The organism is Mannheimia bovis, from assembly GCF_014541205.1.
Taxonomy (GTDB): domain Bacteria; phylum Pseudomonadota; class Gammaproteobacteria; order Enterobacterales; family Pasteurellaceae; genus Mannheimia; species Mannheimia bovis.
Genome location: NZ_CP061280.1, coordinates 426,463 through 450,257 on the forward strand (window position 1 = coordinate 426,463; position 23,795 = coordinate 450,257).

A 23,795-nucleotide genomic window follows, 5' to 3' on the forward strand; every position below is an offset into this window, starting at 1 on the left:
AATTCCTATAGGGAGGGAATACCCTCCCATTTACTTATGATTTTTTCACACGACGACGTTGGTTTGCCACCACGCCAAACACCATTAACAAGGCTGGAATGAAAATCCAATCTTTAGCTGGTGCATCTTGTGGAACTGCAATATAGTGAATAGCTTGATCCCAGTTTAAGCCTGCTTTAGCCGCTGGGGAATCAATCTCAACCATATCAATAACCACTTTTGGTGTTTCTACTCCATCAACTTCGATTTTTTCATCAGTTTGAATAAGCGTTAAACCTAAGTTTTTCAAACGTTCTTCGCCGGTTGAACCTTCCGGTACAGGTAATTGAGCGTAGAACTCAATTTCTTTACCATAAGGGTTCAAACCTTCCACTTTTAAGGTAACGCTTTGACCCACTTTGCTCTCAAGTAATTGTTCTTCAAACTGCACCGGCTCAATATGGCGTTCTGACGGATAAATTCTATCCATAAAGAAGCCCGGACGGAACAATGCAAATGCTGCAACAACAAGCAATACGGTTTCCCACCATTTGTTTTTAGTAACAATATATTGCATTGTTGCAGAGGTGAAGGCGAGAACCCCAACAGTTGCGGTAATAAATACTACCCAGCCGTGCCCCGGATAACGCAGATCAATTAATAATAAGTCGGTATTAAAAATAAATAAGAACGGTAAAATTGCGGTTCTTAAGCTATATTTAAACGCAACCATACCTGTATTAATCGGGCTACCGCCTGAAATTGCCGCTGCTGCGAAAGAAGCTAAACCAACAGGTGGGGTAACATCAGCCATAATCCCGAAGTAGAACACAAATAAATGCACAGCAATCAATGGCACAATTAAACCGTTTTGGCGACCAACTTCCACAATCACCGTTGCCATTAATGATGATACGACAATGTAGTTTGCAGTAGTTGGCAGCCCCATACCTAAAATCAAGCTGAAGATGGCAACTAAAATCAACATTAGTACAATGTTGCCCATTGATAGTAGCTCAATCACACTTGATAGCTGCACACCGAAACCTGTTAATGCTACAACGCCTACGATAATACCCGCAGTTGCAGTTGCAAGGGCGATACCCGTCATATTACGACCGCCAGCCTCAAGGCTATCTACCACATCTCGAATACCTTGCTTGATAATCTCTTTCGTTACCGTCTCCTTACGGAAGAAATTGAGTAACGGGCGTTGGGTTAATTGAATGAAAATTAATGTAATTGTTCCCCAGAACGCAGATAAACCCGGCGAAAGCATTTCCACCATTAAGCACCAAAGCAACACAACAACAGGAATGAGGTAATGTAAGCCTGCATTTACGGTTGGTTTTCTTTTTGGTAGAGAGACAATCTCTGAATTTGGGTCGTCCGCTTCTAAATCAGGGTAGTTTGCTACACGGCGAATTGCCAGTAAATACCACAAGCCTAAGAATACGCAAACGATAATGAAGGCATAATCTTCAGCAACATTACGAATCCAACCTAAACCGTAGTAAACCCCGATAGCCAGACCAACAATCACTAAAATTGAAGCAACCGTTCTTAACAAGAAAACTAAAATCGGGCTTGGTTCTTCAGCTCTTGGTAAGCCTTGTAAATTCATCTTACAAGCTTCTAAATGCACGATATAAACCAATGCGATATAAGAAATCAATGCCGGTAAGAAGGCGTGCGTAATCAATTGACTATATGGCATATTCACATATTCAATCATCAAAAATGCCGCCGCTCCCATTACCGGTGGCATAATCTGTCCGTTCACGGAAGATGCCACTTCCACAGCACCCGCTTTTTCTTTAGTAAAACCAACACGTTTCATCATTGGAATAGTGAACGTACCTGTAGTTACCACATTCGCAATTGATGAACCGGAAATTAAGCCGGTTAATGCAGAAGAAACTACCGCTGCTTTTGCAGGACCACCACGCAAATGCCCTAAATAAGCAAAAGCGGTCTTAATGAAATAGTTACCTGCACCGGCTTTGTCTAACAATGCACCAAACAACACAAACAAGAACACATATTTCGTTGAAACACCGAGTGCAACACCAAACACACCTTCGGTGGTAATCCATTGTTGGTTAATAATTTGGGAAAGTGAACCTGAACGATGACTTACAATCCAATCAGCAGGGAAATATTGCCCGAAGAAGTTATAAATCAGGAACACAATCGCAATAATAACAAGCGGCAAGCCTAAGCTACGACGAGTAGCTTCAAGCACTAATAAAATCCCTAAGCAACCTGCGATAATATCTTGTGTATTAGGTGCACCAAAGCGTTTTACCAAGCCTTCATAGAAGAAAATATAGTACAACGCCAAGCAAGCCCCGACTATCGCAAACACCCAATCAATCTTTGGAATACGATGTTTTGGCGAAGTTGCAAAAGCAGGATAAGACAGGAAAGCCAAGAACATCGCAAAGGCTAAGTGGATAGAACGAGCTTTGGTGTCATCTACCACCACATTCAAGTTAATACCTGCTTGAGTAAGCCATTCTTGGAAAACAAATGGGATTGGAGAAGCGTAGTAAATTTGGAAGATAGACCAAAGAATAGCGACATACACAATGGCTTTTTTCGCCAAACCGGACGGAGTTCGACCACCTGTATCGTTTGAAGCGACCATATCTTGTAGGTCATCATAATCAGCTTTAGATTCAACCGACATAATAATTCCTCAAAAAGACAAGCGGTCATATTTGATAAAAAATTTGCAAATTTTCTCGAAAAAACCACCGCTTGCTAAACAAAATACTATGGATAACTTATAGATCAAAAGGAAAAATCGATAAATTATCAACAGCCTTATAAACGCAAAAAACCAGCACGCCGAAAAACGTGCTGATTACGCATAAATCTAAGATAAAAGTGGGCTATTTAATCCAACCTTTCTCTTTGTAGTAACGCACAGCCCCTTCGTGTAACGGAGCAGAAAGTGCATTTTTAATCATTTCTTCTTGTTTTAAATTTTCAAACGCAGGGTGTAAACGTTTAAAACGGTCGAAGTTATCAAATACCGCTTTAGTTACGTTATACACTTTATCTGCATCAACATCGGCAGAAGTTACTAACGTTGCATACACACCGAAGGTTTCTGTTGGCTCATCAGAACCTTTATATAAACCGCCCGGAATAGTTGCTTTTGCATAGTATGAGTGATCTGCCACTAATTTATCGATTTCAGGACCAGTTACCGGTACTAATTTTGCATCACAAGATGCTGCTGCTTCTTTTAACGCACCGTTCGGATGACCTACGTTATAAGTGATTGCATCTAAGTTGTTATCACACATTACCGATGCCATTTCAGCCGGTTTTAACTCAGAAGCCACTTTAAAATCTTTATCCGTCCAACCTTTTGCAGCTAAGATAACATTCATTGTTGCACGAGTGCCGGAACCCGGATCGCCCACGTTTACACGTTTTGCTTTTAAATCATCGAAAGATTTGATATTCGCATCAGTACGAGCCATTACGGTGAATGGTTCAGGGTGAAGTGAGAAAATAGCACGGATCTTATCGTTTTTCTTACCTTCAAATGAGCTTGAGCCATTATATGCGTGATATTGCCAATCTGATTGTGCAATACCCATATCCATTTCTTTCGCTGCAATTGAGTTTAGGTTTGCAACCGAAGCTCCGGTTGAAGGTGCATTACATTTTAAACCTGTTTTCGCTGAATCACGGTTTACTAATTGGCAGATTGATTGACCCACAACATAATAAACCCCGGTTTGACCACCTGTACCGATAGTTACAAATGTTTCAGCAGCTTGAACTGAAGCTGTTCCCATCACAAGGCTTGCAAGGAAAGAAAGTTTGACTAATTTTTTCATTTTTTAGCTCCTAAATATTAAGAGGGAAAATAAGAATTTTTGTTTTTGAGCCACCGCTCCAAACACCATAAGAGATACGAAACTTATTTGAGTTGCATTTGCCTCTTGGATTTTGAGTTTTAACATAGATTTTTAAATTAGTAAATTTATTTTTAATAATAAAAAATTCTATTCTGAATTAATTTGATGCAAAAGTTTCACAATCTCGTAACAAATGTACATCACCTTTGCGTCTCAAAAAACCAGAACGGTCGAAATATTCAATTAACTGAACTGTTAATTTTCGCCCATAACTTAACTCATCACGCAATTGATTCACCGAAATCGAGCCATTTTCCGCTATAAATTTCTTAATCAATGCGGCAAATTCGCTAATTTGCTCACTTAATAAGAAGCGGTCTTTCACAATCGGGATCAAATAACCTAACTTGCCTGCTTTATACAGAAGATTACGCATTTGGGTTTCATCAATAGAGAGCGAGCTCGCAATATCTCGCACCCAAAGTGCTTGATTAGTTGCTTCAAAAAGCGGTCGAATTTGTTGCCAAATTTGCAATTCGCTCGCATTAAACTCAATGCGATGTTCAGGCAAGTGTAACCAGCCTCGACTATTCGCCAGTGCTTTTTGCTCCACCAAATCATCAACAAATTGATTGGCTAAATTTTCAGGTAAATCCAATAATGCAATGCGATATAAACGAGCTTTAGTTACGCCAACTTGGTCTTGATGCTGTTGATGGTATTCCGCCATTTTTTCCAACACTCGTTGTTGAGATTGAGCTTTAAAATCGGCATTGAATAACCATTTTGAAGAAACATCAAAACCGAGTTTTGCCACGTCTCCAGCAAAACATTGTTCTGCCCATAATAGCAACGCTAAATCCATTGCTCTGTTTTGCAGATAAAGCTCAATGCGTGCAGCAAAGTCATTACAAGCGGTTGTTTTTGCTACATTTTTTACCAAAGCTAAACGCTCATCGGTGCGTTTATGGCGTTTCGGCGAGTGGATTTCCAGCACTTCTGCCCCTGCCAGCGTTTGACTGTCATCACCACTGCGGATAATCAATTTATCATTCACCGCAATATGCAATGGCTCGTCTAAAATCACTTCTGCAAAAAATTGCTGATTTTTGACCGCTTGTTTACCCTCAAGCAAATTGAGTTTGCCTGTAATATGCGAAGCAAAATGGTACAAATGCACTACTGTATTTTCTTTAAATGATTGGTTAGCCGTAAAGGATACGGTAATGCGATCAGTGGCAAATTTTGGCTCAAGCTCGGTAATCCAGTCTCCACGCTTAATATCTTCTTTTTCCACGTTAGCGATATTTAACGCCAAACGCTGACCGGCAGAACCTGTTTCCGAAGGTGTATTTTGAGCGTGAATCGCTTTTACTCGCACTTTTTTGCCGTTCGATAAAAACAACTCTGAGCCAACGCTAACATTACCCGCCACTGTTGTGCCGGTAACAACCAAGCCTGCTCCTTTCACATTAAAAACACGATCAATCGCATAACGGAACGGCTTATTTATTTGGTTATTTTGCTGATTGAGTTGAATTAAGTAGGCTTTCAACTCCTCAATGCCTTGCGAAGTTTTGGCAGACGTCACGAACGTTTTCGCCTCCGCCAAGAACGGATAAGTGGTTTTCACCTTTTCGATTAATTGCGAAATTTGCTCAGCGTCAGCACGATCAGCCTTAGTGATCACTACCATAATGTGCTGGAAATTCAGCAAACGGAGAATATCCAAATGTTCTTCCGTTTGCGGTTTAATGCCCTCTTCGGCAGAAATCACCAATAAGGCGTGATTAATTCCACCAAGCCCGGCAAGCATATTGGATAAAAAGCGTTGATGCCCCGGCACATCAATAAAACCTAAAATATCGTTTTCAACAGGCAAATAGGCATAACCTAAATCAATGGTTAGCCCACGCTTTTGTTCTTCGGGTAAATGTGCGGTATTTTTTCCGGTAAGTGCTTCTAATAATGCTGTTTTACCGTGATCGATATGGCCTGCGGTTACAAAAATCATGCTATCTCCAACATCTCAATTAATTTCTCAAACTCCGCTACCGATCTTAAATCCAACCAGAATTTTTGGGCTGAAAATCGTCCGATAATCGGGCTTGGGAAATTTTTAAATTGTTTTTCTAAGGTCAATAAATCGCTCTGTTTTTCGGCAGAAATAGTGACCGCTACCGAAGGCAAGGTTTCTTTCGGCAATGCACCGCTGCCGATTTGGGTGAGGCTTGGCTCGATTTGCAAAATATAGGTGGAATTTAACCGCTTGCTTAATGCGGTTTTTAATCGCTCCGCCTTGTTTTGTAGCACCTCAACCGACTGAGTGAGTAAGTTTAAAGTCGGTAATTCGCTGGTGATTTTTTCAGGGAATAAATAGTGGCGGAGTGTGGCTTCAAGGGCGGATAAAATCACTTTATCGCAACGTAGCACCCGTTTTAATGGATGTTGTTGCAGTTGTTCAATCATCGCTTTGCTACCCACAATGATGCCTGCTTGTGGACCGCCTAATAATTTATCGCCTGAGAACGAAACTAAGCTCACGCCTGCTGCTACTTTTTGTTGCACCATGGGTTCAGCAGGTAGATTTAACGCTTGCATATCGGTTAATGAGCCACTGCCTAAATCGCTAATCACAGGCAAGTTAAACTCTTTGCCTAACGCCACTAATTCTTCTTCCGACACCGAGCTGGTAAAACCTTCAATATGATAATTACTGGTGTGAACTTTCATTAAAAAGGCGGTATTTTCGGTGATCGCGTTGCGATAATCTTTTAAATGTGTGCGATTGGTGGTGCCAACTTCCACTAATTTACAGCCTGCTTGAGCCATAATATCGGGAATACGGAAAGCCCCGCCAATTTCCACCAATTCGCCACGGGAAACAATCACCTCTTTCCCCTGAGCAAAAGTCGCTAACATCAACAACACCGCTGCCGCATTGTTATTCACCACGCAAGCCGCCTCAGCACCGGTGATTTTCTGCATTAACTCTGAAATATAATTATCTCGGTGTGAGCGTTTTCCCTCTGCAATATCAAACTCTAACGCTACATTATTTCGCATTGCATTAGTGGCTGCCTCAACCGCTTTTTCCGACCATAATCCACGCCCCAAATTCGTATGCAGTACCGTGCCTGTTAGATTAAATACGGTTTGAATTTTTACTTCACTCAATGATTTTAGTTGTTGTGCCAAGCGAATGAAAAATTCATTTTCATCTGTAATAAATGAAGGAACGGATTGCTGATGTACAATAAATTGGCGGGCTTGCTCAATAAGCAGGCGTGTTTGCTCTACCACCGCAGAATGGGTAAATTGTTGGCATAATTCGACCGCTTGTGGCTGTTTGAGCAGCTGATCGACTGAGGGAATTTGGCGAAATAGTTGTTGCATAGTCAGTATTGTTTAAGAGAATGATTTGGATAATTCTAATAAATAAAGTACAATATTGCCATCTTTTCGGAAGTGCGTCATCTCCGGTGAGGTGGCAGGACTTCAAATCCTGTTGAGGACGCCAGCGTTCTCGGGTGGGTTCGACTCCCATTCACTTCCGCCAAATTCTAAAAGCAGTTGTTTACAACTGCTTTTTTCGTTTCTACACACTACATCGCTAAATTTTTATCAAAAATGCGACCTATCTCACATTTTTTCACTTTTCTAATTGTAGTAAATATTTATTAAAGTATAATTATTTGGAGTATTTCTTCACACCAAAATCTAGTCCATTGACTACCTTTTGAAATCTAAAAAAGGAAATGTTATGTCAAAACTATCTCGTGATACTATTTTAAACAAAATTCAAAACGGTCTTATTGCCTCCTGTCAGCCTGTAGACGATGGTCCGATGGATAAACCAGAAATCGTTGCTGCAATGGCTCACGCCTCTGTGATTGGCGGTGCGAAAGGGATTCGCATTGAGGGGGTTGATAATTTAAAAGCCACCCGTGCCGTAATTGATGTGCCGATTATCGGCATTGTAAAACGTGACCTACCGGATTCTCCTGTTCGTATTACTCCATTCTTAGAAGATATTGATGCTTTAGCCGAAGCCGGTGCAGATATTATTGCCGTAGATGGTACTTTCCGCACACGCCCTGTGAGTATTGAAGATGCGGTAAAACGCATTCACGAAAAAGGCTGCTTGGCGATGGCTGACTGTTCAAGCCTAGAAGAAGGTCTATTTTGCCAACAGTTAGGCTTTGATATTGTCGGCAGTACAATGTCGGGCTATACAGGCGGACCAATTCCTGACGAGCCGGACTATCAATTAGTGAAAGATTTAAAAGCCGCAGGCTGTAATGTGATGGCAGAAGGGCGTTATAACACTCCGGAACTCGCCAAAGTGGCGATGGAAATCGGTGCGGATTATGTAACGGTAGGCTCAGCTTTAACCCGTTTAGAGCATATTGTAAGTTGGTTTGCCGATTCGGTGAAATCCGCCCAAAAATAGAGGTAAGCGTATGCGTTGTTTAGCCATAGATATTGGTGGTACGAAAATAGCAACTGCGATTGTTCACAATAATCAAGTCGAGCAACGTCAGCAAATTCAAACCCCAACCGATAGACCTCAAGAAGATCAGGCGGAAAGTTTACACCAAGCTATATCTGAGATTATGCAAGGCTACCAAGGGCAGTTTGATTTTGTTTCTGTTGCCTCAACCGGCATTATCAACCAAGGTGTGCTTACTGCATTAAACCCGAAAAACTTAGGCGGACTGGCAGAATTTCCGCTGAAAGCGAGCATTGCCCGCCATACCGATAAACCGATCGGCTTGTTAAATGATGTGCAAGCCGCAGTGTGTGCGGAATATCTTTTTGAGAACCGACAAGCGGTTAAAAACTTCGTCTTTATTACCGTTTCTACCGGTGTTGGCGGTGGCATTATTTTAAACGGCGAATTGCAAACCGGTCCGAACGGTATTGCAGGTCATATCGGTCATACTCTTGCCGATCCAAACGGTCCTGTTTGCGGTTGTGGTCGTGTCGGTTGTGTTGAGGCGATTGCCGCAGGAAGAGCTATTGAAGCCGTTTCAAGCCAGTGGGAAAACCCTTGTTCACCCAAAGAAGTGTTTGAACGCTTTAGACAAGGCAACTCACAAGCGGTCGAATTAGTGCAAAAATCTGCAAAAGCGATTGCAAACCTGATCGCAGATTTAAAAATCAGTTTAGATATACAAAAAGTCGTTTTAGGCGGTAGTGTTGGATTAGCGGAAGGCTATTTACCACTCGTTCAACGTTACTTATCTGAAATGCCCACTGTTTATCAGTGTGCATTAGAAAATGCAAAATCCGGACAAGATGCCGGATTAATCGGTGCTGCGTGGTGGGCGGAAAACCGCCTTAAACAAGGATCAACCCTTTAACAAATTCTTATTTTGGAGATTTAAATGAAAAATTTAAAAGGTATTTTTAGTGCGTTACTCGTTTCATTTAACGAAGACGGCACAATCAACGAAAAAGGTTTACGCCAAATTATCCGCCACAACATCGATAAGATGAAAGTGGATGGTTTATACGTTGGTGGTTCAACCGGCGAAAACTTTATGCTTTCAACCGAAGAGAAAAAAGAGATCTTCCGTATTGCGAAAGATGAAGCGAAAGATGAAATCGCACTTATCGCACAAGTGGGTAGCGTAAACTTAAAAGAAGCGGTGGAGTTAGGTAAATATGCAACTGAATTAGGCTATGACAGCCTTTCTGCGGTAACCCCTTTCTACTACAAATTCAGCTTCGCAGAAATCAAAAACTTCTACGAAACTATTATTCGTGAAACCGGCAACAAAATGATTGTTTACTCAATCCCGTTCTTAACAGGTGTAAACATCGGTGTGAGCCAATTTGCAGAATTATTTGAAAATGAAAAAATCATTGGTGTGAAATTCACCGCGGGCGATTTCTACCTATTAGAGCGTCTGCGCAAAGCCTTCCCGAACCACTTAATCTACGCAGGTTTCGATGAAATGATGTTACCGGCAACCGTTTTAGGTGTGGACGGTGCAATCGGCTCAACCTTCAACGTAAACGGTATCCGTGCACGTCAAATCTTCGACCTTGCTCGTGAAGGAAAAATCAAAGAAGCGTTTGAAATTCAAAACGTGACGAATGATTTAATCGAAGGCATTTTAGGCAACGGTTTATACCAAACCATCAAAGGCTTATTGGAAGAAGAAGGTGTTCAAGCAGGTTACTGCCGTGAGCCAATGACGAAAGAACTTAACGCACAACAAAAAGCGGTTGTGAAAGAGTTAAAAGCGAAATATCTTTCATAAAGCATCATCTTTAATATAGTGTAGTTTTTAAATAAAGCACCTTGATATGTAATCAAGGTGCTTTTTATTACAAAAATATATAGATAAGATAAGAACTCCATTTTAACTCTTAAATTTAAGGATTATATAATGAAAAAACTAACAAAATTCTTTGCTTTATCTTTCGTTCTCTCATCTACTTTAATTACACACTCACAAAACGCTATTGCGGTGTCTCCCGCAAATCCTACTGACATCGAAAAGCTTCTTATTAAGAGCCCTTATATGAACTTTCAAGTGAATGTTAACCGTACAATGATTGTAAATTCGCTTAAAGCTGAATATGAACTTAGTGAAGAACAAAATGTTTGTTTAAGTAGTATTGAAGGCAATCCAAACTATATGGAAGTACTTGAGCCATATTTTAAAGGTATCCTTACCGAAGAAGAAATAAAAGAAGCTGATGATTTCTTCTCAACCGGTGCCGGACAAAAGTTTACTGAAATCCTACTACGTCAAGCAGGTGCTGAAAATTTACCGCCATTTATTGAGCCAACCACAGAAGAAAAATCTGAAATTGCCAAAGCAATTACTAAACCATTCTTTGTAAAAGTAAAAGCAAAAAGTGATGCGATGAGCGAACAAGATGCAATTAATTTTGCATTACCTCTTTATGAAAAAGAGACGGCTCGCTGCAACATTTCTTCATAATAAGCACAAAATCACCACTTACAAGCGGTGATTTTTTCTCAAAAACTTGCTATTTAATGCAGCCATTCATTCTGCTTTTACTGCGTAACTGATTAGGATCAACGTTACAAGCAGACGCTCAAGTACAGATAGAAAGTTGCTCTTTAGACACATTAAAGTAATTAGCAATAATTTGATTATGATGCTCTGTACAAATTTGAGTATATTTGATTTTCATTGGCTTGAATATGAGCAGATAATCCCAATAATAGCGTTGAAATGAGCGTTTTATATTTCATTTTTACTCCTAATAATTTTTAGCCTTAACATAAGCGTCATCTAACACCAAAAGAATGATTGCAAAGCATTCAATCTTAGTTAGAATAGCCACAAAAATAATTAAGAGAGAACGACGATGACATCTATTTGCATTATCACAGGTAGCACCTTAGGCGGTGCGGAATATGTTGCTGACCATATTAATAATGTATTAACCGAACAAGGTTTTGAGGTGGAATTATATAACCAGGCAACTCTCGCTGATATTGAGGGTAAATCCAATTTACTGGTTATTACCTCCACGCACGGAGCAGGTGAGTTGCCAGAAAATATTCAACCATTATTTAAAGATTTAGCACATAGCACTGCTGATTTTAGTTCAATGAAATTTGGGGTAATCGGCTTAGGTAGTACCGATTATGATACTTTCTGTAATGCGGTAAATATTGTTGAAGAAACCTTAAAAGCGAAAGAGGCAACTCAAATTTGTGAATCTTTACGGATTGATGTAGTAAATAATTTTGATCACGATGCAACAGCAGAAGAATGGCTGCCATCTTTTATCGAAAATCTATAGGATAAAAAATGAACAAAATTCAAGCAAAACTTCCAACCAACAAAATGAAATGGATTAAGATAGCAATTATCTTAATTTATATGTTTAGCCCTATTGATATTCTGCCTGAAGCGATTTTAGGTCCACTTGGATTGGTTGATGATGCTACAGCACTTATGTTATTAATTAAAACGATTTTAGAAAAGTAGTTTGCAAAAAATCATAAAAAATAACCGCTTGTCATCTCTACAAGCGGTCTTTTTTCGTTAAAATTTTACCAATTAAGCTTTCACGTTTTCTTTTAAGAAAGAAAGTAAGCTTTCTTTAGCAATCATCTGTTTCTCACCTTTGCGACGGTTTTTATATTCAATTTCGCCGTTTTCAAGGTTTTTCTCACCAATCACGACCATATGCGGTACACCGATTAATTCCATATCCGCAAACATCACACCCGGGCGTTCTTTACGATCATCAAAAATCACATCAACACCTTGTGCTTTTAAAGTTGAATATAGCTCTTCTGCAAAGGCTTGAACACTTTCTGATTTGTGCATATTCATCGGCACAATCGCCACTGTAAATGGTGCGATTTCATCGCTTGGCCAGATAATACCACGCTCATCGTGATGTTGCTCAATCGCTGCCGCCACCACACGGGTTACACCAATACCATAACACCCCATTGTCATTACAAGCGGTTTACCGTCTTCACCTTGCACGGTTGCTTTCATCGCTTCGGAATATTTTTTACCTAATTGGAAAATATGACCTACTTCGATACCACGTTTGATTTGAAGTGTACCTTTACCGTCCGGACTTGGGTCTCCCTCCACCACGTTACGCAAATCAAACACTTCCGGCATTGCCACATCACGTTCCCAGTTCACATTGAAATAATGTTTGCCATCAATATTCGCACCACAACCGAAATCTGACATTAACGCTACAGAACGGTCAATAATGGCAGGGATTGGTAAATTAATCACCCCTAATGAACCCACACTCGCTCCGATTTTCGCTTTAATATCCGCTTCATCAGCAAATTCAAGTGGGTCTGCCACTAAAGGATGTTTTTGAGCTTTAATTTCATTTAAATCGTGATCGCCACGAATCACTAAAGCAATAAGCGGTTGTTCTTCGGCTGCACCTTTTACAATCAAAGTTTTAACTGTTTTTTCAATCGCTAAACCGTGATTTTCCACTAACTCATTGATTGTTTTTGCATTTGGCGTATCCACTAATTCCATTACTGCCGTTGGAGCTTGGCGTTCACCCACAGCAACCGCTTCCGCCAATTCAATATTTGCCGCAAAATCAGATTCTGTTGAGAACACCACATCATCTTCACCGCTTGAAGCAAGCACTTGGAACTCGTGAGAAGCCGAACCACCAATAGACCCTGTATCCGCCTGTACTGCACGGAAATCTAATCCAAGGCGGGTAAAGATATTGCTGTAAACTTGATACATCACATCATAGGTTTCTTGTAAACTCTCTTTATCGGTGTGGAAAGAGTAGGCATCTTTCATCAAAAACTCACGTGAACGCATCACACCAAAACGTGGACGCACTTCATCACGGAATTTAGTTTGGATTTGATATAAATTCAGCGGAAGTTGTTTGTATGATGACACTTCACGGCGAACTAAATCGGTAATCACCTCTTCGTGCGTTGGACCAAGCACAAAATCACGCTCGCCACGATCTTTAAAACGCAGTAATTCCGGACCGTAATCATTCCAACGACCGGATTCCACCCACAATTCAGCCGGCTGAACCACAGGCATTAATACCTCAATTGCACCACCTTTGTTCATCTCCTCACGAATGATATTTTCCACTTTTTTCAACACACGAATCCCGGTCGGCAACCAGTTGTATAAACCTGATGCCATCGGGCGAATCATTCCTGCACGTAACATTAATTGATGGCTAACCACCTGAGCATCGTTCGGGGTTTCTTTCAAGGTTGAAAATAAATACTGACTTGTACGCATTGTTATTCCTATTCTTCTAAATTTCAAAAATTTCTCTATTCTAAAACAAAGCGGTTAGATTTTCAGGAAATTTTGCAAATTTTTATCTAAACCTAACCGCTTGTTGTGTATTAAGTTAAAAAAATGTTAGGATAGGGAAAACTTGATAAAGGAGATCAACTATGGCTAGAGTATTGTTATTAATTGCACTGGTTTTGGTAGCATTTATTGGCGGTAATTATCTTATCGACAATAAAAACAAGAAGGAAGAAAAAGTAGAAACGGTTGAACCGGTAAAAACTGAATCTCAACAAGTTGCAGAGCAACATAAAGAGTTGGAAGTGAAAAATCCTGAGCCTCTTCCGGCGGTAACAAAAGAAGAAGCGGCAACTCAAACAAAAGAGACTGAACCAACGCCAGCTCCAAGTGAGCAACAAGCCCTACCTGAAGAGCAATCGCTTGAAGGTCAGCAACAGCAGCAGCCTTCTGATGTTCCACAAGCTAACCAAGAGCAACCCGAGGCAAAAACCTTAGCCAATGAGCAGAAACCTGAAGCTCACGCTAAAACGCTTGAACATAATCCAACTGCAGTATCAACAGGTGTAACACCTGAGGCTAAACCAACTGTTCAGCAAACAACGCCTGAAGAATTATCTAAAGCAGTTGGTCAAAAAGAAGCAGCTCCGCATAAAGAGCAAGCCTTACCTGAAGAGCAATCTTTAGAAGGTCATCGAGAGCAGAAAGCAGTACAACAGCCTGAAACCAATAAAGCAGCTTCTACCTCTGAGCCAATGGCAACAGAATCGACAAACCAAACTCAACAAACGCAAAGTCAATCTTCCGGAGATAAACCTGTTGAGCAACAAAAAACACCTGAGCAACAATCTAAAGCAATTGGTCAAGAAGAACCAGCTCCGCATAAAGAGCAAGCCTTACCGGAAGAACAATCTTTAGAAGGTCATCGAGAGCAAAAAGCAGAACAGCAACCAGAAACTAATAAACAGTAATTCTTTCTAACAAAAAACACCTTCATTGAAGGTGTTTTTTTGTTATTACCCTAAGAGTTTATTCATTCGTTTAATAAATGCCGTTGGGTTTTCCAATGTGCCTCGTTCGGCGAGTAATGCTTGCTCAAACAGTAGTTCAATCCACTCGTTGAACTCATCATCGCTTGCAATATCGGCTACTTTTTTAACCATTGGATGTTCAGGGTTTAGTTCAAAAGTATATTTCACTTCCGGAGCAGTTTGCCCCATTGCAGCGAAGAGTTTTGCCATTTGAGTAGTCATTTCGTCGCTATCGGTGGAAACCACAGCTGGGGTATCTGTTAAGCGATGAGTGAGCACTACATTTTTAACCCGTTCACCAAAGTAGCTTTTTGCTCGCTCTAAGAATGAACCAAACTCAGCCTCTTGAGCTTTTTGGGTTTCATCTTCCGCTTTGTCGGCAAGGTCGCCTAAGTCTAAATCAGACTTGGTGATACTTTGCAGAGGTTTACCGTCAAATTCGGTGAGATGGCTGATTAACCACTCATCTATGCGGTCGGAAAGCAGTAATACTTCAATGCCCTTTTTGTTAAACAACTCTAAGTGCGGGCTGTTTTTGGCTGCACTATAACTATCAGCGGTTAAGAAGTAGATCGCTTTCTGCCCCTCTTTCATTCTTGCAATATAATCGGCAAAACTGACCGCTTGTTCGCTACTGTCTGTGTGCGTTGAGGCAAAACGGAGTAAACCTGCCACCTGTTGCTTGTTGGCAAAATCTTCGCCCACGCCCTCTTTCAATACTAAGCCGAACTCTTTCCAGAATTGAGCATATTTTTCCGCATCATCTTTCGCCAGTTTTTCCAGTAACTGTAAGGCACGCTTAGTCAGAGCAGAACGGAGCGATTGAGTAACACGGTTTTCTTGCAGAATTTCACGGCTAACATTGAGCGGCAGATCGTTGGTATCCAACAAACCACGCATAAAACGTAGATAATTCGGCATAAAGACTTCCGCATCGTCCATAATAAACACACGTTGTACATAGAGTTTCAAGCCGTGTTTCTGTTCACGTTGGAATAAATCCCACGGAGCTTTGCTCGGCACATAGAGCAAGCTGGTGTACTCTTGTTTGCCTTCCACTTTGTTATGCGACCAGAGCAGAGGGTCGGCAAAATCGTGGCTGATGTGCTTGTAGAACTCTTTATACTCTTCGTCTGAAATCTCGTTTTTCGATCTTGTCCAAAGGGCTTGAGCTTTGTTAATTTTTTCCCATTTTTGACCGCTTGGTTTGCCTTCGTCATCGTATTCGTTGGTTTGAATTTCCACCGCCAAGCCGATATGATCGGAATATTTGCCGATAATCTCACGCAAACGCCATTCGTTTAAAAATGCTTTTTCTTCTTCACGCAGATGCAAAATAATTTCTGTACCACGATCAGCTTTCTCAAAATCAGCAATGGTATATTCCCCTTCGCCCGCTGATTCCCAAATCACACCTTGATTTGCCGGCACACCTGCGGCACGGGTCTTGACGGTAACTTTATCCGCTACAATAAACGAAGAATAGAATCCCACACCGAATTGACCGATAAGCTGGCTGTCTTTGGATTGTTCTGTGCCGAGTGAAGCTAAAAATTCTTTCGTGCCGGATTTTGCAATCGTGCCCAAATGATCAATCACCTGTTCACGGGTCATACCTATCCCATTATCGGCAATGGTAATAGTGCCAAGCGTTTCATCAATCGACACACGCACACGCAATTCACCATCGCCTTCATATAGAGCCGGCTCGGAAAGGGCTTTGAAACGGAGTTTATCCGCCGCATCACTCGCATTTGAGATCAGCTCACGCAGGAAAATTTCTTTGTTAGAGTAAAGTGAATGGATCATCAGCTGTAAAAGCTGTTTTACTTCCGACTGGAAGCCACGAGTTTCTTGATTTGCCATTGTGTATTCCTTTTTCATCTAAAAACAGAAACTAGATGGGGCAAGCGGTCAAATTTTCAAGATTTTTTGCAAAAAATGAGAGAAAAAATACCGCTTGTCTGTAAGAAAAATGATTAAAAAATAGAGAAAACGTTATTTTCCCCTTATACTTGTTTCCAATAATGATGATTTGAATAACACTATGAGCGAACAACTACTAGATGGCGTGCCTTTAACCGCTCTTTCGGGCGTGGGTGCGGCGATTTCGGAAAAACTGAGCCGTATCGGTATTAATAACGTGCAAGATTTACTGTTTCATCTGCCAATGAGATACGAAGACCGCACCCGTATTACGCCGATTGCCGATGTTCGCCCTGATACTTACTGCACTATTGAAGGCTATGTGCAATTAACTGAAGTGCAGTTTGGTAAACGTCCGATTTTGTCTGTTACACTGTCTGACAGTACCAGCAAAATTATGCTGAAATTTTTCAATTTCAATGCCGGAATGAAAAACAGCCTTGCCACCGGCGTTCGGGTAAAAGCCTTTGGCGAGGTAAAACGTGGACGTTTTATGGCGGAAATTCATCACCCTGAATATCAAATTATCCGCAATAATCAACCCCTTGAATTAGCAGAAACCCTGACACCTATTTATTCCACCACTGAAGGGTTAAAACAGGCTTCATTACGCAAAATGACCGAGCAAGCCTTAGCGGTGTTAAATAATGTAAAAGTGGAAGAACTTCTGCCGGATGAATACAATCCACATAAATATAGCTTAAAAGAGGCGTTGCAATTATTGCATCGTCCGCCACCAACCATTTCGGCAGAAATTCTAGAAAAAGGCGAACATCCTGCCCAAAAACGATTGATTTTTGAGGAATTGCTTGCCCATAATTTAGCGATGCAGCAACTTCGTTTAGGGGTCAAACAGCAGTTCGCCGAGCCACTGACCTACAAAACAGATTTGAAAGATCGCTTTTTAGCAAGCCTACCATTCCAACCAACCAACGCCCAAAGCCGAGTTACGACGGATATTGAGCAAGATTTAGCACGTCCCAACCCAATGATGCGGTTAGTACAGGGCGATGTAGGTTCAGGTAAAACATTGGTTGCTGCTTTAGCCGCTTTGTTAGCGATTGATAATGGCAAGCAGGTTGCCTTGATGGCACCGACTGAAATCTTAGCCGAGCAGCACGCTAATAACTTTGCCAACTGGCTTAACCCCTTTGGCATTGAAGTAGGCTGGCTTGCCGGTAAAGTGAAAGGAAAAGCAAGAACCGCTCAACTTGAAGCCATTAAAAATGGTAAAGTGCAGATGATTATTGGCACACACGCCTTATTCCAAGAAGCTGTGGAATTCCATCATTTAGCCTTAGTAATTATTGATGAACAACACCGTTTTGGTGTGCATCAGCGTTTAACTTTGCGTGAAAAAGGGGCTAAAAATGCGAACGGGCAAGAGATTTATCCGCACCAACTGATTATGACTGCAACGCCAATTCCAAGAACGCTGGCGATGACAGTCTATGCGGATTTAGACACCTCCATTATTGATGAACTCCCACCGGGACGAACGCCTATTACCACGGTGGTGATTTCGGAAGACAGACGGGCTGAAATTGTGCAGCGGGTTTATCAAGCCTGTAAAAACGAAAACCGCCAAGCCTATTGGGTTTGTACCTTAATTGATGAATCGGAAGTGTTAGAAGCCCAAGCAGCAGCAGCGATTGCCGAAGATTTACAACGAGCCTTGCCGGATTTACGTATTGGTTTAGTACATGGACGAATGAAACCGCAAGAAAAACAAGATATTATGGCATCGTTTAAAACGGCGGAGTTGGATTTATTAGTCGCGACCACAGTGATTGAGGTGGGGGTAGATGTCCCTAATGCGAGCTTAATGATCATTGAAAATTCCGAGCGTTTGGGTTTGGCTCAACTTCACCAATTACGTGGACGAGTAGGGCGAGGAGCAACCGCATCCCATTGCGTGTTGATGTATAAACCGCCGCTCGGCAAAATTTCCAGCAAGCGTTTACAAGTAATGCGAGATAGCCAAGATGGCTTTTTCATTGCCGAAAAAGATTTGGAAATTCGAGGCACGGGGGAAATTCTCGGCACAAAACAGACCGGAATGGCAGAATTTAAGGTGGCGGATTTAATGCGAGACCGCAAAATGATTCCACTTGTGCAGCACTACGCCAAGCAAATTATTGTCGAAAATCCACCGCTTGCACAAAAATTAATTAAGCGTTGGTTAGATAATAAAGCGGAATATACCAACGCTTAACAAATAAATGATTAGCCAAGATTTTTCACGGAGTCGATCACCAAATTCCAGAAACGCTCTTTATCTAATTTCTTCGCCACCCAAGTATTGCACTGTTTTGGTGGGTAGCGGAAGTCGGTAACCGTCATTCCTAGCGTGTGAGTACCGGTTAATTCAATATTGACCGGCACTTGCTGAACTTCAATTAAGCTCGGGTCAATTACATAAGCCACCGCACAGGCATCGTGTACCGGTGGGGCATCAAAGTTTTGTGCTTGTTTATACATCTTGCCAAAGAACTCAAGTAGCTCTACCACAAATTGCCCCGGCTTGCTGTTAAGAGCGACCAAACGTTCCACCACATCAGGGGTAGCTAACGCTTGGTGAGTTAAATCAAGCCCAACCATTGTTACTTTCCAACCGGCATTAAAGACAATATGAGCGGCTTCCGGGTCAATTTTGATATTGAATTCCGCCACTGCACTCCAGTTACCGGTATGATAGCCTCCGCCCATCAGCACTACTTCTTTCACTCGTTCGATAATACGAGGCTCTAATCGTGCGGCTAACGCAATATTGGTTAAGCCGCCGGTTGGCACTAAGGTGATGGTTTTTTCAGGATGCGACATCACTAAATCAATAATTAATTGAGCGGCGTGTTTTTCGGAAAATTGCTGAGTCGGCTCTGGTAATTTTGGTCCATCCATTCCTGAATCGCCGTGAATATCAGGGGCATTTTCCACCTCACGCACCAGTGGGCGAGGGCAACCTTTGGCAAAAGGAATATTGCGAATATTAGCAATTTCCGCCACCGCTAACGCATTGCGAGAGACTTTTTCCAACGTTTGGTTGCCTACAACTGTAGTGACCGCCAATAAATCAATATTCGGATTTCCCCAAGCTAACATCATCGCAATTGCATCATCGTGCCCCGGGTCGCAATCTAAAATAATTTTTTGAGCCATTAATTTCTCCTTTATAAAAAAATGAGAGGGAATAACCCTCTCTTAGTAAAAATTAACAATCTTGTTTGCCGTATTGTTCTTGATGTAGTAATGCACGCACACTTGCATCAAATTGGCTTAGTACTTCTTCGGCATTTGCTGCATCAGTACCTCGAGCATCTAAGTAGAACTTAATTTTTGGCTCAGTACCTGAAGGACGAGCGATTAAACGGCTGCCATTTTCTAAAATGAATACTAAAATATCATTTTGACGTGGCGTTTTTGTATGATCGATAAATTCAACGACTTTAAATCCACCGATGTCTGCCGGCGGATTATTGCGTAAAGCGGTCATTAATTTACCGATTTCTGCTAAATCGCAAACTCTAATAGAAATTTGACCGCTTACATAAGCCCCAAATTCTTTCACAAATTCTGCGGTGTAATCTGCCAGCGTTTTACCCTCTTTTTTCAAGCTGCAAACTAAATCTAAGAACATAATTGCCGCTGAAATACCGTCTTTATCACGCACTTTATCAGGGTCAACTAAATAACCTAATGCTTCTTCAAAGCCGAATAAGAGATTTTCCACTTTGCCGATGTATTTAAAGCCGGTAAGCGTTTCTTCTGACTCTAAACCATATTTTTTCGCAATCTCCGCTAATGCAGGGGAAGATACCAGCGAGCAAGCCAATACGCCTTTTTTGCCTTGTGCGTGATACTGTTTTGCTAAATACCAGCCTAAGAAACAACCAATTACATTACCGTGTAGAGGTTTCCAATTACCTTGAGCATCAGGTACAGCAACCGCTAAACGGTCTGCATCAGGGTCATTTGCAATAATAAATTCTGCATTTTTATCTTTCGCTAATTCAATGGCTAAATCTAATGCCCCTTTTTCTTCCGGATTTGGGAAGTTTACCGTAGGAAAAGAACCATCTGGCTGAATTTGTGCTTCTACTAAATGAGGTTGAGGTAAACCGGCTTTAGCTAAGGTTTTGCTTAATACTTCATAGCCCACACCGTGCATTGCAGTATAAACATAATTGATCTCCGCTTTTGGCTGTTTCGCCAGTGAGGCTGTTTTTTCGATATATTTATTTACTACTTCATCATCTAACACGATGAAATCTTGACTGCGAGGTAAATCAACAATACTTCCACTTGCCACTTTATCAATTAATGCTGCAATCTCTTTATCGGCAGGTGAAACGATTTGTCCGCCACCATTAGCTTTACCTAAATAGACTTTATAACCGTTATCTTCCGGTGGGTTATGACTTGCCGTTACCATTACACCTGCGGTGGTATCAAAATATTGAATGGCAAAAGCTAACACCGGAGTTGGTAATTTACGTGGCAATAGGTAGGTTTTAATACCTGCTGCAGCCATAATTTCTGCAGTATCGCGGGCGAACACATCAGAATTTTTACGACCATCGTAACCAATCACAATAGAAGGGGATTTATCATAACCTTTCACAAATTCTGCTAATCCACCGGCAGCTTGTGCAACCAATACACGGTTCATACCTTGAGAGCCTGCTTGTAATCTGCCTCGCAAACCTGCCGTACCGAATTGTAAACGTCCATCAAAACGAGCTTCCAACTCTGCTTTCGCTTTTTCATCCGTTTGTGCCGCTTGAATAAGCTGTTCTAACTCTGCACGGGTTTCAGCATCAGGGTCTTGTGCTAACCAATTTTGAGCAACTTGAAAAATAGTCATTTTGTACTCCTTTGTAATTTAAACTTTGAGTTAGACTAACGCAAAGAACCTTTGTTTTAAAGGATTTATTTGCTTTTTTGTGATCGAGTTATCAAATAAAACTCAGGCAAACGTTTACTTTTTTATCTAATATAAAATCGGACACAAAAATGAAATTTGTGAGAGATCTCACAAAATATAATTAACTCAATTGACAAAGTTTATAAACACGACAAAAATGTCTACCTCTTTTTCATTACATTATACTAAGGTTTAGTTATGTTTTGGTCTTTCTTATCAGCCTTGATAATCGGCGGATTACTTGGTTTTATTTTTCAACGCTCCCGCTTCTGCTTAACAGGCGGATTTCGTGATATGTATCTCCTCAAAAATAATCGTATGTTTTATGCTTTGCTAATCGCAATTTCGGTGCAAAGTATAGGCGTAGTTTCCTTAATGGAATTGGGTTATATCACTTTACCTTATAAAGATTTCTCACTCCCAACCACTATTATCGGTTCATTAATTTTTGGTATGAGTATTATCTTAGCAAGCGGCTGTGCTACCGGCACTTGGTATCACGCAGGTGAAGGGTTAATTAGTGCTTGGATTGCATTATTGATGTATATGATTAGTGCTGCTGCGATGCGATTTGGTGCATTAAGTGATTTTACAAAATCAATGATGCAATACGGCAAAATAGAGGAAAACTTAGCTGCTTTATTAAATATATCTATATGGTGGTTAATCGGGATACTTATTACTATTACTGGCTTTTTAGTTTATCGAACATTGTCAAAACCAACACTTAAAGTTGCTTCTTTACCACCTAAATGGACCGGCATTCGCCACTATTTATTCGAAAAACGTTACCACCCATTTTTTGCTGCTGTATTAATTGGATTATTAGCTTTTGCCGCTTGGGGAGTAAATGCTCTGTATGGGAAATCAGCCGGATTAGGCATCACAGGTCCATCGGCTAATATCATTCGTTATACTGTTACCGGAGATGCTAAGTTAATAAACTGGGGAGTATTCCTTGTATTAGGCATTATGCTTGGTTCTTACATTGCAGCCAAAGGGAGTAAAGAGTTTAAATGGCGGATGCCTGATCTAACAACTTGTCGGAACAGTGTCATCGGCGGATTATTAATGGGAATAGGAGCTTCACTTGCCGGTGGTTGTACGATTGGCAATGGTTTAACGGCAACAGCAATAATGAGTGCCAAAGGCTGGATTTCACTGTTTTTTATTATGATCGGAGTGTGGATAATGACTTATTTTGTCCATATCCGACCGACCAAACAACCTCAATAAGGAGAAAATATGCGTTACGAGCTTGATACTCAAGGGCATCTATGCCCTTATCCATTAATGGAAGCTAAAAAGAAAATTGTTGATTTAAATATTGGCGACGAGTTGGCTATCCAATTTACTTGTGCTGAAGCTACGGAAAATTTACCTCGCTGGGCTGCTGAGAATAATTATCCTGTTACTCATTTCGCTCAAATTGGTGATGCCGCTTGGGAAATTGTTATCCAAAAAGCTTAAAAAGAACAAGCGGTCATATTTCACAAGTTTTTTGCAAAAAACTCTCAAAATATAACCGCTTGTAGCTAAACTAAAATAGTCTAAATTTAGAATCCGGCATCTTTTTCTAACTGTTCAACTAACGCATCCGGTAAACCTAGTGCATTCGCTAAGTTTGCTAAGAAAATGATTTCTTTACGCTCTAAGTTTGTACATACTGCACGAGCAGCAAGGTAAACTTGAGTCGCAAGAGCTTGATCGTTACCTACTTGACGAGCAATTTCTTCTACGCTTGCAGGACTATTCATTTCTTGACTAATCCACGATAATACTTCCGGATCTTGTGATACTTGTGCAACAATTGCGGCTTTTTCATCTTCAGTAATTGCACCATCTGCTGCCGCTGCGGCAATCATTGCTTGTAAAATCACCTTACTTGCTTCATTCGCATCAACTTCTTCAAAATTATCTTGGCTTAATTGAGACGCTGACGCATTTTGTTCTTGATATCTTTGATATGCTTGATAAGCCAAACTCCCCAGAGCGGCTAAAGAACCTAATTTCGCTAAACCTGAGCCGCCTTTGCGTCCAAATAACATTGAAATAAGACCTAGAGCTGCTGCACCACCACCTACTTTGGCGATTTGGTCATTTGTCGTATTACCTTTGATTAATCCGTTAGTTGCTGCATCTTTTGCCGTATTTAACACTTGGTTTAAAATTTTATTGAAATCCATTTTTCGTTCCCCTGTAGGTAAGTTAGTCGTTGGTGAATAGAATTCATTTACTTAGTCTTTTTGATTTAAAAAGAGTTCAA

Annotated in this window: 19 protein-coding genes and 1 tRNA gene; 11 read left to right on the top strand and 9 right to left on the bottom strand. The window is 41.0% G+C overall.

The annotated features are described in order from the left end of the window. Window positions 1-34: 34 nt before the first annotated feature. The 4 genes from ICJ55_RS02150 to selA all read right to left on the bottom strand — a co-directional run bounded on the left by ICJ55_RS02150 (window position 35) and on the right by selA (window position 7,256). Window positions 35-2,671: a TRAP transporter permease gene (locus ICJ55_RS02150; protein WP_188157142.1), complete on the bottom strand. Its 2,637-nt coding sequence runs from the start codon at window positions 2,669-2,671 to the stop codon at window positions 35-37. Window positions 2,672-2,876: 205 nt separating this feature from the next. Beyond that, window positions 2,877-3,839, bottom strand: coding sequence for a TAXI family TRAP transporter solute-binding subunit (locus tag ICJ55_RS02155; protein WP_025342030.1), 963 nt, complete (start codon window positions 3,837-3,839; stop codon window positions 2,877-2,879). Window positions 3,840-4,017: 178 nt separating this feature from the next. Next, window positions 4,018-5,874, bottom strand: a complete 1,857-nt coding sequence (selB, locus tag ICJ55_RS02160; protein ID WP_188157143.1) for a selenocysteine-specific translation elongation factor — start codon at window positions 5,872-5,874, stop codon at window positions 4,018-4,020. Then, a complete protein-coding gene (gene selA / locus ICJ55_RS02165; protein WP_188157144.1) occupies window positions 5,871-7,256 on the bottom strand; it encodes an L-seryl-tRNA(Sec) selenium transferase in 1,386 nt (461 codons plus the stop codon). Before selA ends, selB begins: the two co-directional genes overlap by 4 nt. Window positions 7,257-7,324: 68 nt before the next feature. On the opposite strand from selA, the gene ICJ55_RS02170 reads away from it, so the two are divergent. The 7 genes from ICJ55_RS02170 (at window position 7,325) to ICJ55_RS02200 (ending at window position 11,845) form a co-directional block, all read left to right on the top strand. Continuing rightward, window positions 7,325-7,419: transfer RNA gene (locus tag ICJ55_RS02170), tRNA-Sec, on the top strand. 204 nt (window positions 7,420-7,623) lie between these two features. Then, a complete protein-coding gene (locus tag ICJ55_RS02175; protein ID WP_188157145.1) occupies window positions 7,624-8,313 on the top strand; it encodes an N-acetylmannosamine-6-phosphate 2-epimerase in 690 nt (229 codons plus the stop codon). Between the two features lie 10 nt (window positions 8,314-8,323). Further along, window positions 8,324-9,226, top strand: a complete 903-nt coding sequence (locus tag ICJ55_RS02180) for an N-acetylmannosamine kinase (protein ID WP_188157146.1) — start codon at window positions 8,324-8,326, stop codon at window positions 9,224-9,226. Between the two features lie 24 nt (window positions 9,227-9,250). Then, entirely contained in the window at window positions 9,251-10,132 is an 882-nt protein-coding gene (nanA, locus tag ICJ55_RS02185) for an N-acetylneuraminate lyase (RefSeq protein WP_188157147.1), read from the top strand. Window positions 10,133-10,261: 129 nt separating this feature from the next. Continuing rightward, window positions 10,262-10,822, top strand: a complete 561-nt coding sequence (locus ICJ55_RS02190; protein WP_188157148.1) for a DUF2059 domain-containing protein — start codon at window positions 10,262-10,264, stop codon at window positions 10,820-10,822. Window positions 10,823-11,216: 394 nt separating this feature from the next. Then, window positions 11,217-11,657 carry an FMN-binding protein MioC gene (gene mioC / locus ICJ55_RS02195; RefSeq protein ID WP_188157149.1) on the top strand — a complete coding sequence of 147 codons (441 nt, stop codon included), beginning with the start codon at window positions 11,217-11,219 and terminating at the stop codon, window positions 11,655-11,657. Between the two features lie 8 nt (window positions 11,658-11,665). Then, window positions 11,666-11,845, top strand: a complete 180-nt coding sequence (locus ICJ55_RS02200; protein WP_188157150.1) for a DUF1232 domain-containing protein — start codon at window positions 11,666-11,668, stop codon at window positions 11,843-11,845. Window positions 11,846-11,917: 72 nt separating this feature from the next. Here the strand turns inward: ICJ55_RS02200 and proS are convergent, their stop codons facing one another. Then, the gene (gene proS, locus ICJ55_RS02205) at window positions 11,918-13,633 is read right to left on the bottom strand and encodes a proline--tRNA ligase (RefSeq protein WP_188157151.1); all 1,716 of its coding nucleotides are present in this window, start codon (window positions 13,631-13,633) and stop codon (window positions 11,918-11,920) included. Window positions 13,634-13,794: 161 nt separating this feature from the next. Between proS and ICJ55_RS02210 the strand changes: the two genes are divergently transcribed. Next, a complete protein-coding gene (locus ICJ55_RS02210) occupies window positions 13,795-14,619 on the top strand; it encodes a hypothetical protein (protein ID WP_188157152.1) in 825 nt (274 codons plus the stop codon). 45 nt (window positions 14,620-14,664) lie between these two features. Here the strand turns inward: ICJ55_RS02210 and htpG are convergent, their stop codons facing one another. Further along, window positions 14,665-16,545 carry a molecular chaperone HtpG gene (gene htpG / locus ICJ55_RS02215; RefSeq protein WP_188157153.1) on the bottom strand — a complete coding sequence of 627 codons (1,881 nt, stop codon included), beginning with the start codon at window positions 16,543-16,545 and terminating at the stop codon, window positions 14,665-14,667. Window positions 16,546-16,726: 181 nt separating this feature from the next. Between htpG and recG the strand changes: the two genes are divergently transcribed. Further along, window positions 16,727-18,820: an ATP-dependent DNA helicase RecG gene (recG, locus tag ICJ55_RS02220; RefSeq protein ID WP_188157154.1), complete on the top strand. Its 2,094-nt coding sequence runs from the start codon at window positions 16,727-16,729 to the stop codon at window positions 18,818-18,820. Between the two features lie 11 nt (window positions 18,821-18,831). Here recG and uriH read toward each other — a convergent pair whose 3' ends face one another. Together uriH and ICJ55_RS02230 are read right to left on the bottom strand one after the other, a co-directional pair. Continuing rightward, complete coding sequence (gene uriH / locus ICJ55_RS02225) at window positions 18,832-19,764, bottom strand: uridine-preferring nucleoside hydrolase UriH (protein ID WP_188157155.1); 933 nt, start codon at window positions 19,762-19,764, stop codon at window positions 18,832-18,834. Window positions 19,765-19,816: 52 nt separating this feature from the next. Then, entirely contained in the window at window positions 19,817-21,469 is a 1,653-nt protein-coding gene (locus ICJ55_RS02230; protein WP_188157156.1) for a phospho-sugar mutase, read from the bottom strand. Window positions 21,470-21,727: 258 nt separating this feature from the next. Here ICJ55_RS02230 and ICJ55_RS02235 point away from each other — a divergent pair, with 258 nt between their 5' ends. Both ICJ55_RS02235 and ICJ55_RS02240 read left to right on the top strand, forming a co-directional pair. Continuing rightward, a complete protein-coding gene (locus tag ICJ55_RS02235; RefSeq protein ID WP_188157157.1) occupies window positions 21,728-22,765 on the top strand; it encodes a YeeE/YedE family protein in 1,038 nt (345 codons plus the stop codon). Window positions 22,766-22,774: 9 nt separating this feature from the next. Then, a complete protein-coding gene (locus ICJ55_RS02240) occupies window positions 22,775-22,999 on the top strand; it encodes a sulfurtransferase TusA family protein (protein WP_025234956.1) in 225 nt (74 codons plus the stop codon). 86 nt (window positions 23,000-23,085) lie between these two features. On the opposite strand, the gene ICJ55_RS02245 is transcribed toward ICJ55_RS02240, so the two are convergent. Next, window positions 23,086-23,715 (bottom strand): tellurite resistance TerB family protein, encoded by a 630-nt coding sequence (locus tag ICJ55_RS02245; RefSeq protein WP_188157158.1) that lies wholly within the window; start codon window positions 23,713-23,715, stop codon window positions 23,086-23,088. Between the last annotated feature and the right edge of the window lie 80 nt (window positions 23,716-23,795).